This is a genomic window from Streptomyces sp. NPDC088733, assembly GCF_044751185.1.
Lineage (GTDB): Bacteria > Actinomycetota > Actinomycetes > Streptomycetales > Streptomycetaceae > Actinacidiphila.
In genome coordinates, this window is sequence record NZ_JBIVLH010000013.1 from 32,817 (window position 1) to 43,794 (window position 10,978).

The following is a 10,978-nucleotide window of genomic DNA, read 5'->3' on the forward strand; positions in this document are numbered from 1 at the left end:
CCGAGGAAAAAACCGGTTGAATTCACCCCGTCGGCAAGCGACCCTGGCACGTCCTCACTCACCCCCATCTCCGATGCCGGGACGCCATGTCGCTACGTTCTCTCCCCCATGCCGATCCGGGTGTCCCCGACACCCGGTCCGGCTTCCGACTTCTGCTCTGGCTCGAGAAACGCCAGATCCGCGCCCAGGCGACGGCCACGTTCTGGGGCACCCTCAACATGGCGGCGTTCGCGGGCGTGCCCGCGGCGGTCGGCCTTGCCGTCCAGGCGGCCGTGGACCGCTCGGGCGGCAGGCTCGCGCTCGCAGGCGGCCTCATCCTCGCTCTGGGAGTGGTCTCGGCGGTGGGCGACGTCATGCTGCACCGCACCGCCGTCACCAACTGGATCACCGCCGCCGCCCGGGTGCAGCAGCTGCTGGCCCGCAAGACGGCCGAACTGGGCTCGGTGCTCACCCGGCGGGTCGCGGCCGGTGAGGTCGTCGCCGTCAGCACCGGTGACGTCGAGAAGATCGGGTGGTTCGTGGAGGCGCTGGCCCGCTTCGCGTCCAGCCTCCTGGCGACCGTCGGCGTGACGGTCGCCCTCGTCGTCTACCGCCCCGAACTCGGTCTGATCGTGGCGGCCTGCGTCCCCGTCCTGGCGCTCGCGGTACTCCCGCTCCTGCCGCACGCGACCCGGCGGGCGGACGAGCAGCGCACCAAGGCCGGCAAGGCCACCGCACTCGCCTCGGACACGGTGGCCGGACTGCGGGTGCTGCGCGGCATCGGCGGCGAGGAGCAGTTCCTCACCCGCTACCGGCACGCGTCCCAGGAGGTCCGGCAGGCCGCCGTGCGCAGCGCCCGGATGTGGTCCCTGATCAGCGCGCTCCAGGTGGCGCTGCCCGGACTGCTGCTGCTGGCGGTGACCTGGTACGGAGCGCGCCTCGCGCTGGACGGCCGGATCTCGGTCGGCGAACTGGTCACCGTCTACGGCGCCGTGGTCTTCCTGCTCTTCCCGCTGCGGGGCTTCGAGGAGATCGCGATGGCGTACTCCTTCTCCAAGCCCTCCGCCAAGCGCGCGGCGCGGGTCCTGTCACTGCGGCGGGACACGGTGGGGCGGCCGGACACGGGCGCCTCCGCCGACTCGCCGTCGAAGGCGCCGAATGTCTCGAAGGCGCCGACGGCGCCGGGAGACCTGTACGACCCCGCCACAGGCCTGCTGGCGCCCGCCGGAAAGCTGACCGCCGTCGTGTGCGGCGATCCGGACGCGGCGGGTGCGCTGGCCGACCGGCTCGGCGGCCACAGCCCGGAACGTACCGAGGAGGACCCCTCGGTACTGCTGGGCGACACGGCGCTGGACGGGCTCCCGCTGGCCGCCGCACGGGCCCTGGTGCTCGTGCAGGACAAGGACCCCGTGCTGCTGTCGGGGACGCTGGCCGAGTTGCTGGACGTGCCGCGGTCGGGCGCCGTCGCGCCTGCGGACGCCCTGGCCGCGGCACAGTGCGACGACGTGCTGGAGGCGCTGGCCCAGGCCTCCGTGGACGCGTCGGGTGACCCGATGCGCACCCGGATCACCGAGCGGGGACGGTCGCTCTCCGGAGGGCAGCGGCAGCGCCTGGCGCTGGCCCGCTCGCTGATGGTCGACCCGGAGGTGCTGGTGCTCGACGAACCGACCAGCGCTGTCGACACGCACACCGAGGCCAGGATCGCGCACGGCCTGCGGGCGCTGCGCGTCGAGCGGACCACGGTGGTCCTCACCTCCAGCCCTCTGCTGCTGGACCTGGCGGACCGGGTCGTCTTCGTCGAGGAGGGCTCGGTGCGGGGCGCGGGGACGCACCGCGAACTGCTCCTCACCGACCCCGGCTACCGCGCCGTGGTCACCCGGGAGACCGAAACCGAACTCCACCCCTTCGAGTCACTACGGAAAGCCGAGGAACCCGCATGATCGGCGTGCCACCGCCGGACTACGACCCGGCCGCGCCGCAGCAGGCCAGCACCCTGCCGGTGGGGTCGCCCACCACGGTGCGCGGTTACGTCAGGGAACTCGTCGGCCGCCACCGGCGCGCCTTCGTCGCCCTCATCGCGCTGAACGCGGTGGCCGTCCTCGCCTCGATGGTCGGCCCCTACCTGCTGGGACACCTGGTCGAGCGCCTGTCGGCGGGCGACAGGAACCTGCACCTCGGGCGCACGATGGCGTTCTTCGCCGCCGCCCTCGCCGTGCAGACGTTCTTCGTGCGCGAGGTGCGGCTGCGCGGGGCCGTCCTGGGCGAACGGATGCTCGCCGACCTCCGCGAGGACTTCCTCGTACGGTCGGTCGCGCTGCCGCCGGGCGTCCTCGAACGGGCGGGCACCGGCGACCTGCTGTCCCGGATCACCACGGACATCGACCGGCTGGCCAACGCGATGCGCGAGGCCGTGCCCCAGCTGGCGATCGCCGTGGTCTGGGGCGGACTGCTGCTCGGCGCCCTGACCGTCACCTCGCCCCCGCTGGCACTCGCCGTGCTCGTGGCGCTGCCGGTCCTTCTGCTGGGCTGCCGCTGGTACTTCCGCCGGGCACCGGCCGGCTACCGCTCCGAGGCGGCCGGCTACGCGGCCGTCTCGGCCGTCCTCGCCGAGTCGGTGGACGCCGGGCGCACCATCGAGGCCCACCGGCTGGAGGAACGGCGCGAGGAGCTCTCCCGCCTGCGCATCCGGCAGTGGGTGGCCTGGGAGCGCTACACGATGTGGCTGCGCAGCGTGCTCTTCCCGGTGATCAACGCGACGTACACCCTGATCCTGGCGGCGGTGCTGCTCATCGGGGGGACGCTGGTCCTGCACGGCTGGGTCTCGGTCGGCGAACTCACCACCGGCGCGCTGTACGCGCAGATGCTGGTCGACCCGATCAATCTCATCCTGCGCTGGTACGACGAACTCCAGGTGGCCCAGGTCTCCCTGGCCCGTCTGGTGGGCGTACGGGAGATCGAGCCGGGCGCCGGCGACACCGAGGTGACGCCGGACGGCCGCGACGTCCACGCCGACGAGGTGCGCTTCGGCTACCGCGCCGGCAGCGACGTGCTGCACGGCGTCACGCTGCGGGTGCGCCCCGGCACCCGGGTCGCCCTCGTCGGGCCCTCCGGCGCCGGGAAGTCGACCCTGGGCCGGCTGCTGGCGGGGATCTACGCGCCCCGTACGGGTGAGATCACCCTCGGCGGCGCCCAGTTGGCACGGATGCCCGCGGAGCGGGTCCGCGAGCACGTGGCCCTGGTCAACCAGGAGCACCACGTCTTCGTCGGGACGCTGCGCGACAATCTGCTGCTCGCCCGCGCCGGGGCGGACGACACCGAGCTGTGGGCGGCCCTGACGGCGGTGGACGCCGAGGGCTGGGCGCGGGCGCTGGAGTCGGGTCTGGACACCGAGGTGGGTTCGGGTGGGGCCGCGCTCACCCCGGCCCAGGCGCAGCAGGTGGCGCTCGCCCGCCTGGTCCTGGCCGACCCGCACACCCTGGTGCTGGACGAGGCCACCTCGCTGCTCGACCCGCGGGCGGCACGGCACCTGGAGCGGTCACTGGCCCGTGTCCTGGACGGCCGCACGGTGGTGGCCATCGCGCACCGGCTGCACACCGCGCACGACGCGGACCTGATCGCGGTCGTCGAGGGCGGCCGGATCAGCGAGCTGGGCAGCCACCACCAGCTCGTGGACGCGGACGGCGCCTACGCGGCGCTGTGGCGGTCCTGGCACGGATAGCCGGCCGCCACGGCGCCGCGCGCCGAGCCGCGGTGGGGGTGCTCAGGCGCCGAAGACCAGCGCCCCCACCGCACCCACGCCGCCGATCACGAAGAAGATCGGGGTCAGCACCTTGATCTCGACCTTGCTGCCCGCACGGAACCGCATGGGCTTGGGGGTGCCCAGCGGGTACCAGCGCCGGCGCCCAATGGGGATGGGCCACAGCACCGGGCAGCCCGAGACGGTCAGCGCGTCGCCGAGGCAGTGCACGATGGAGCCGAGCACGATCGGGATGCCGATCCACAGGTACTGCTGACTGGGCTCGGTCAGCAGCCAGCCCTTGCCGCTCTGCGTGCTGTCCAGGGTGTCGGCGAGCACCCAGGCGCTGGTGGCACCGAGCAGCCAGACCAGGATGTCGCTGGACATCCGGGCCTGCCGCCACAACAGCCCTTCGACCGCCAGCACGGCGTGCACGAAGAGGATGAAGACCACGGCCCACCGGCCGCCGACCCATGCCAGGCCGGAGGCGGCGGCGCCCATCATGACCGCCCAGAGCCATGTGTGGGTCAGAGTGCGGTGCCCGCCCTGGCGTATCGGGTCGCCGGGCTTGCGGGTCTTTCGGTAGGCGGCGAAGGACAGCTTGTCGATGACCTCGCACAGCCATCGGGAAATCGGGCCGAAGGCCCGGGAAATCGTGGCCGCCTTGTGATCCAGATCAGGAGCGAGAGCCGCACCGGCACAGATCAGCGCACCGACCACGAGGGTCGGCCAGGGCATCGGATGATTGAGCCCCGCGGCGACCGCACCCACTGCCAGCCAAGCTGCCGCTCCGGAGACAGAATGTGCCGGTCCCATCATGGCGTGTCCCGCCCCTTTCGACCCGCCCTGAAGCGGAGTTGACGTCCAATCGACGGCACACCATACCGTCGGCCGATCTTCGCTCGTACCGCCGGTTCATCCCCCGGACCCCGCGGCAGGCAAGATGGGGGTGTGACCCTTATCGATCAGCTCCCTGCCGAGGCCGACCCCGACGCCCTTTTCGAAGCTTTCGCCACCTGGGCGGAGGGCCGGGGCATCTCGCTCTATCCCGCCCAGGAGGAGGCGCTGATCGAGGTGGTCTCGGGGGCGAACGTCATCCTGTCGACGCCCACCGGCTCGGGAAAGAGCCTGGTCGCGGCGGGTGCGCACTTCGCCGCCCTGGCGCGTGACGAGGTCACCTTCTACACCGCGCCGATCAAGGCGCTGGTCTCGGAGAAGTTCTTCGACCTCTGCAAGCTCTTCGGCACCGAGAACGTCGGCATGCTCACCGGTGACGCCTCCGTCAACCCGGACGCGCCCGTCATCTGCTGCACGGCGGAGGTCCTGGCGTCGATAGCGCTTCGCGACGGCAAGGACGCGGACATCGGCCAGGTCGTCATGGACGAGTTCCACTTCTATGCCGAGGCGGACCGCGGCTGGGCGTGGCAGATCCCGCTGCTGGAGCTGCCCCAGGCGCAGTTCCTGCTGATGTCGGCGACCCTCGGTGACGTCAGCCGCTTCGAGAAGGACCTGACCCGCCGTACCGGCCGGCCCACGTCGGTCGTGCGCTCGGCGACCCGTCCGGTGCCCCTGTCGTACGAGTACAGGCTGACACCGCTCACCGAGACGCTGACGGAGCTGCTGGAGACCCGGCAGGCTCCGGTGTACATCGTGCACTTCACGCAGGCAGCCGCCGTGGAGCGGGCGCAGGCGCTCATGAGCATCAACATGTGCACCCGGGCCGAGAAGGACGCCATCGCCGAGCTCATCGGGAACTTCCGCTTCACCACCAAGTTCGGGCGCAATCTATCCCGTTACGTCCGGCACGGAATCGGCGTGCACCACGCGGGCATGCTGCCCAAGTACCGGCGCCTGGTGGAGAAGCTCGCCCAGGCGGGCCTGCTGAAGGTCATCTGCGGCACCGACACCCTCGGTGTCGGGGTGAACGTGCCGATCCGCACGGTGCTGTTCACCGCGCTCACCAAGTACGACGGCAGCCGCGTGCGGGTGCTGCGCTCCCGGGAGTTCCACCAGATCGCCGGGCGGGCCGGCCGCGCCGGCTTCGACACCGCCGGGCTGGTCGTAGCCCAGGCCCCCGAGCACGTCATCGAGAACGAGAAGTCGCTGGCCAAGGCCGGGGACGACCCGAAGAAGCGCCGCAAGGTCGTCCGCAAGAAGGCGCCCGAGGGCTTTGTCGGCTGGTCCGATACCACCTTCGAGAAGCTGATCGCCTCCGACCCCGAGCCCCTGACCTCCCGCTTCCGGGTGACCCACGCGATGCTGCTGTCGGTGATCGCCCGCCCCGGCAATGCCTTCGAGGCCATGCGCAGGCTGCTGGAGGACAACCACGAGGACCGCAGGTCGCAGCTGCGCCACATCCGGCGGGCCATCGCGATCTACCGCTCGCTGCTCGCGGGCGGAGTGGTGGAGCGCCTGGACGAGCCGGACGAGGAGGGCCGCATCGTCCGGCTCACCGTGGACCTCCAGCAGCACTTCGCGCTCAACCAGCCGCTGTCCACGTTCGCGCTCGCCGCCTTCGAGCTGCTGGAGCCCGAATCGCCCTCCTACGCGCTCGACATGGTGTCGGTCGTCGAGTCGACCCTCGACGACCCGCGCCAGATCCTGGCCGCCCAGGAGAACAAGGCGCGCGGCGCTGCGGTGGCCGCGATGAAGGCCGACGGGATCGAGTACGAGGAGCGGATGGAGCGGCTGCAGGAGATCTCCTACGACAAGCCGCTGGAGGAGGTGCTCTCCCACGCCTACGGCGTCTACCGCAAGAGCCACCCCTGGGTCGGCGACCACCCGCTCTCGCCGAAGTCCGTGGTGCGCGACATGTACGAACGCGCCATGACCTTCAGCGAGTTCGTGTCGCACTACGAGCTGGCCAGGACCGAGGGCATCGTGCTGCGCTACCTGGCGAGCGCCTACAAGGCGCTGGAGCACACCGTCCCCGACGACTTGAAGTCCGAGGACCTCCAGGACCTCATCGCCTGGCTGGGCGAACTGGTCCGCCAGGTCGACTCCAGCCTGCTCGACGAGTGGGAGCAGCTGGCGAACCCCGCGGAGATGACCGCCGAGGAGGCGCAGGAGCGCGCCGACCAGGTCAAGCCGGTCACGGCCAACGCCCGGGCCTTCCGGGTGCTGGTGCGCAACGCGATGTTCCGCCGGGTGGAGCTGGCCGCCCTGGAGCACTACTCCGAGCTGGCCGAACTCGACGCCGAGTCCGGCTGGGACGCGGACGCGTGGGCGGACGCCATGGACGCCTACTGGGACGAGTACGAGGACCTGGGGACCGGGCCGGATGCCCGCGGCCCCAAGCTGCTGCAGATCGAGGAGCGCCCCGAGGACGCCCTGTGGAAGGTGCGGCAGACCTTCGCGGACCCGGCCGGCGACCACGACTGGGGCATCTCGGCCGACATCGACCTGACCGCTTCCGACGAGGAGGGACGCGCGGTGGTCAAGGTGACGGCGGTGGGCACTCTGTGACCGCCGCACCCGCGATACGCACGGCTGCGGACGCCCGCGCCCTCGCCGCCGAGGCACGGCAGGCAACCGAAGCGGAGCAGGAACGGAAGGGGCACGCCCGATGACCAACCCCGCCGAGCGGCTGGTGGACCTGCTGAACCTCGAGAAGATCGAGGAGAACATCTTCCGGGGGCAGAGCCCCGACGAGCGGATCCAGCGGGTCTTCGGCGGGCAGGTCGCGGGCCAGGCGCTGGTCGCCGCCGGCCGCACCACGGACGCGACCCGGCCGGTGCACTCCCTGCACGCGTACTTCCTGCGGCCGGGCCGTCCGGGCGTGCCCATCGTGTACGAGGTGGAACGCGTACGCGACGGGAAGTCGTTCACCACACGCCGTGTGGTCGCGGTGCAGCAGGGCAGGACGATCTTCACGTTGACTGCCTCCTTCCATCTGCCGGAACCCGGCTTCGAGCACCAGCTGCCGATGCGGGAGGTCCCGGACCCGGAGACCCTGCCGAGCCTCGCGGACGAGATCCGCGAGCATCTGGGCGGCCTGCCGGAGCAGTTGGAGCGCATGGCGCGCCGGCAGCCGTTCGACATCCGCTATGTGGAGCGGCTGCGCTGGACCCCGGAGGAGGTCGCGGGCGCGGAGCCGCGCAGCGCGGTCTGGATGCGCGCCGTAGGCCCCCTCGGCGACGACCCGCTCGTGCACACCTGCGCGCTCACGTACGCCAGCGACATGATGCTGCTGGACGCCGTTCGGGTGCCGATCGAGCCGCTGTGGGGGCCGCGCGGCTTCGACATGGCCTCGCTGGACCACGCGATGTGGTTCCACCGGCCGTTCCGCACCGACGAGTGGTTCCTCTACGACCAGGAGTCCCCGGTCGCCACCGGCGCCCGCGGGCTGGCCCGTGGACGCATCTACGACCGCGAGGGCAGGCTGCTCGTCTCGGTGGTCCAGGAGGGCCTGTTCCGGAAGCACGAGGACTGACAGCCGTCCCGCTGCCCCGTGCAGCGGCCCGCGGCGATACGCCACTCCCTCGAATGGCGTATCCCCGTGTGCCGTGCACATGATGGTCGTGTGAGGGCGATGTCGAGCTGCGCCTCCTCCCAGGGGTGCCTGTCACCAGGACGGCCTGCGGGGCCTGTCCAACGGCGGCGAGGACGACGGACCGTCCATCTCTGAGGCGCACGAGGCCGCCGGCGCTTGAGCGCACGAGCAGTCGGGCGACCGCTCACGGCGCATCGATCGCGAGACCCCGCGTCCCCTCGGTTCTCGATGTCCGGGAAAGACCTTTCTACCCAAGGAGCAGAGACATGACGTCGCACACTGTCCCCTCGACTGCGCGTCTCTCCGAGCACGAGGCGGCCGTGGGGTTCACGGCTTCCCGGCAGCTGTCCGAGGCCCTTCAGGCGATTCTCGTCGAGCTGGTCGAACTGCACCTCCAGGGCAAGCAGGCCCACTGGAACCTGGTCGGCCACAACTTCCGTGACCTGCACAAGCAGCTGGACCACATCGTTGACGACGCCCGCGAGGCCAGCGACACGATCGCCGAGCGCATGAGGAGCCTCCACGCCGTCCCGGACGGGCGCTCCGACACGGTCACGGCCACCACGACCCTGCCCAAGTTCCCCGAGGGGGAGCAGAGCGTCGCGGACGTGGTGGACCTCATCACAACGCGCCTGCACGCGGCAACGGCGACCATGCGGCGTCTGCACGACGGTGTGGACGCGGAGGACCCGTCCACCGCGGACATCCTCCACTCCGTCATCGACACCCTCGAAGAGCACGCCTGGATGGTGAGCGCCGAGAACCGCCAGGTAGGTCGCGTGTGACACCACCGGTCCCCGCCGCCTGAAGCCCCTCACCTCACCCCGCCCCGAGGCCCAGGAGCCGCCGCCAGCGGCCCCCCGCGGTCCGTCGGGGCGGTCGAGGCGACCGGGCGGCACTCGAGGAAGCTGCGGCCCCCTTCGGCGGCGCGAGATCGGCGGGTCCTGGTTGCCGTTCGTCCCCCGACCCGGGCGCCGGCCGGACGGCGCGCGCCCGCAGCAGCGCGTCCGCCAGCGAGACCTGGGCGAAGGCGACTTCGTCGGGGTGGTCCGCCACGATGTGGGCGTCGATCACCTCGCGCACGGCGTACGAACCTGTGTTCCCGGGCGGCAGTCCCGGTCGAAGGCGACGCAGATAGGCCCGCTCGTGCGGATCCGGCACGGCCTCCGCCGCAGCTTCCGGTCCCAGCAGCGCGGCCCAGGCGGCCGCCTCGCCCCAGGAGTCGGCGGCATCCCGCACCATCTCCTCCACACGCCGGGCCCGCCAGCCGCGGGGACGGTGGTCCTCCCCCTCGTCCAGCGCGTCACGCAAAGCGGCCGGAAGGCGGCCCGTGAGCAAGGCCGGGTGGTCGACGGCCAGTTGCCGCACCTCGACGGCCAGATAGAGCCAGACGACCGTCCGGTACCGGTTCACGTACCACCGCACGGGGCGGATGAGACCTCCCTTGGCAAATCTGGTGAACCGGTCGCGGGTGATGCCGATGAGTTCACCGCCCTCGACGCTCCCCACCAGCCTCAGCCGCTCCCTGAGGGTGTCCGGGAAGCCCTCCTCGGCCCGCAGCCGTTCCACGTCCTTGCGCACCACGCGCCGCCGCCCTCCGGCCGCGGGGGTCGTGCGGATCTCTCCCGTCCGCAGCGCGACATCGAACTCGTCCGCCTCCAGACCCAGTTCCTCACGCGCCCGCAGCACACCGAGCGCTTCCGCGCCGACCAGCTCCTGCACACCCATGTCGATCCCCCGTCGTTCCGTGACCGTCCATCACTGACAGTCACGAATGTAGAACACGGGACCGACACCTCGCCCGGGCCTGTGGATAACTCCGTCACCCGCCGTAGTCGTAGACGGTCACGGCTGTCCCCCGGCGCACCAGCCGCTCCTCGATCATCGGCTCCACGCGCTGCCAACTCCCGCCCGCCAGACCGCAACCGATGCGCGGCATGTGCACGGATGCCCCGAGGGCGGCGGCCCGGTCCGCCACGGCGGCCAGCCCCGCGTCGATCGCCTCGTACCGGACCGGCACGCCCTTGCTGCCCCGCCGGATCCCGTGCTGACCGATCATGTTGGCCACGCAGAGCGCCGGCCCGACCTCGACGAACTGGACCGCACCCAGCCCGAAGTCGTTCGTCGCGCGTTCGCGGTGCCAGCGCCGGTAGGCCGCCTCGGGCTCCGGCCAGCGGGCGGACACCGCGAGCACGAAACCCTTGCCCCACCCGCCGAGGTCGTTGCACACGTGCGCGATCAGCTTCACGCCCCCGCCCAGCGGGGCGGTGGCGTCGCCCCGGACATACGTGATCCCGGTCATGGCATCACCGTACGTCCGGGCACCGACATCATGCCGCGGACGACCGCCTCACAAGGCCCGCAGCCCGTTGATGACGTCCTGCAGCACCCCGACGTCCGGCAGTTCGGCCGGGGGCACGGGGCGGATCGCCCTCAGGTGGCCCTCGCGCAGCAGGTCACCGAGGAGCACGCGGACCACGCCCAGGGCGAGGTCGGCCTCCGACGCGAGGTCGGCGACCGACAACGGCCCGTCGCGGCACAGGTCGAGCAGGGTGAGGTGCTCGTCGTCGAGGCCGTCCTCGGAGACGGCGGCAGCGGTGGTGGGGGAGGTGCGGGCGGTGTTGGCAGCGATCATGACGGCTATCAGGTCGACATCGCCGTCCGAGTCCGGCCGGGTGCGGCCACCGGTGATGGTGTAGGCGCGCACCATCGGACCGGCCTCGTCGTCATACCAGAGCGCGCCCTCGTCCTCCGGCGGGCTCGGCGTCATG

At 71.7% G+C, this 10,978-nt stretch carries 9 protein-coding genes; 5 read left to right on the top strand and 4 right to left on the bottom strand.

Annotation, left to right across the window (positions count from 1 at the left end):
* Positions 1 to 86: 86 nt before the first annotated feature.
* A complete protein-coding gene (locus ACIP64_RS23895) occupies positions 87 to 1,919 on the top strand; it encodes an ABC transporter transmembrane domain-containing protein (RefSeq protein WP_401590222.1) in 1,833 nt (610 codons plus the stop codon).
* Positions 1,916 to 3,697, top strand: a complete 1,782-nt coding sequence (locus tag ACIP64_RS23900) for an ABC transporter ATP-binding protein (protein ID WP_401590224.1) — start codon at positions 1,916 to 1,918, stop codon at positions 3,695 to 3,697. Before ACIP64_RS23895 ends, ACIP64_RS23900 begins: the two co-directional genes overlap by 4 nt.
* 42 nt (positions 3,698 to 3,739) lie before the next feature.
* Here ACIP64_RS23900 and ACIP64_RS23905 read toward each other — a convergent pair whose 3' ends face one another.
* Positions 3,740 to 4,534 (bottom strand): metal-dependent hydrolase, encoded by a 795-nt coding sequence (locus ACIP64_RS23905; RefSeq protein ID WP_401590227.1) that lies wholly within the window; start codon positions 4,532 to 4,534, stop codon positions 3,740 to 3,742.
* Positions 4,535 to 4,666: 132 nt separating this feature from the next.
* On the opposite strand from ACIP64_RS23905, the gene ACIP64_RS23910 reads away from it, so the two are divergent.
* The 3 genes from ACIP64_RS23910 to ACIP64_RS23920 all read left to right on the top strand — a co-directional run bounded on the left by ACIP64_RS23910 (position 4,667) and on the right by ACIP64_RS23920 (position 8,992).
* Positions 4,667 to 7,180, top strand: coding sequence for a DEAD/DEAH box helicase (locus ACIP64_RS23910; RefSeq protein ID WP_401590229.1), 2,514 nt, complete (start codon positions 4,667 to 4,669; stop codon positions 7,178 to 7,180).
* 100 nt (positions 7,181 to 7,280) lie between these two features.
* Complete coding sequence (locus tag ACIP64_RS23915) at positions 7,281 to 8,147, top strand: acyl-CoA thioesterase (protein ID WP_401590232.1); 867 nt, start codon at positions 7,281 to 7,283, stop codon at positions 8,145 to 8,147.
* 326 nt (positions 8,148 to 8,473) lie between these two features.
* Entirely contained in the window at positions 8,474 to 8,992 is a 519-nt protein-coding gene (locus ACIP64_RS23920) for a DNA starvation/stationary phase protection protein (protein ID WP_360900081.1), read from the top strand.
* Positions 8,993 to 9,026: 34 nt separating this feature from the next.
* On the opposite strand, the gene ACIP64_RS23925 is transcribed toward ACIP64_RS23920, so the two are convergent.
* From ACIP64_RS23925 to ACIP64_RS23935, 3 genes are all read right to left on the bottom strand, one after another.
* Positions 9,027 to 9,935, bottom strand: coding sequence for a DUF6397 family protein (locus ACIP64_RS23925; RefSeq protein ID WP_401590235.1), 909 nt, complete (start codon positions 9,933 to 9,935; stop codon positions 9,027 to 9,029).
* Between the two features lie 94 nt (positions 9,936 to 10,029).
* A complete protein-coding gene (locus ACIP64_RS23930; RefSeq protein ID WP_401590237.1) occupies positions 10,030 to 10,509 on the bottom strand; it encodes a macro domain-containing protein in 480 nt (159 codons plus the stop codon).
* A gap of 48 nt (positions 10,510 to 10,557) precedes the next feature.
* Complete coding sequence (locus ACIP64_RS23935; protein WP_401590240.1) at positions 10,558 to 10,977, bottom strand: DUF742 domain-containing protein; 420 nt, start codon at positions 10,975 to 10,977, stop codon at positions 10,558 to 10,560.
* Position 10,978: the final 1 nt, after the last annotated feature.

Coding starts and splice junctions, on each gene's coding strand:
- ACIP64_RS23895 (WP_401590222.1), top strand. CDS start 87: ATGTCGCTACGTTCTCTCCCCCATGCCGATCCGGGTGTCCCCGACACC.
- ACIP64_RS23900 (WP_401590224.1), top strand. CDS start 1,916: ATGATCGGCGTGCCACCGCCGGACTACGACCCGGCCGCGCCGCAGCAG.
- ACIP64_RS23905 (WP_401590227.1), bottom strand. CDS start 4,534: ATGATGGGACCGGCACATTCTGTCTCCGGAGCGGCAGCTTGGCTGGCA.
- ACIP64_RS23915 (WP_401590232.1), top strand. CDS start 7,281: ATGACCAACCCCGCCGAGCGGCTGGTGGACCTGCTGAACCTCGAGAAG.
- ACIP64_RS23920 (WP_360900081.1), top strand. CDS start 8,474: ATGACGTCGCACACTGTCCCCTCGACTGCGCGTCTCTCCGAGCACGAG.
- ACIP64_RS23925 (WP_401590235.1), bottom strand. CDS start 9,935: ATGGGTGTGCAGGAGCTGGTCGGCGCGGAAGCGCTCGGTGTGCTGCGG.
- ACIP64_RS23930 (WP_401590237.1), bottom strand. CDS start 10,509: ATGACCGGGATCACGTATGTCCGGGGCGACGCCACCGCCCCGCTGGGC.
- ACIP64_RS23935 (WP_401590240.1), bottom strand. CDS start 10,977: ATGACGCCGAGCCCGCCGGAGGACGAGGGCGCGCTCTGGTATGACGAC.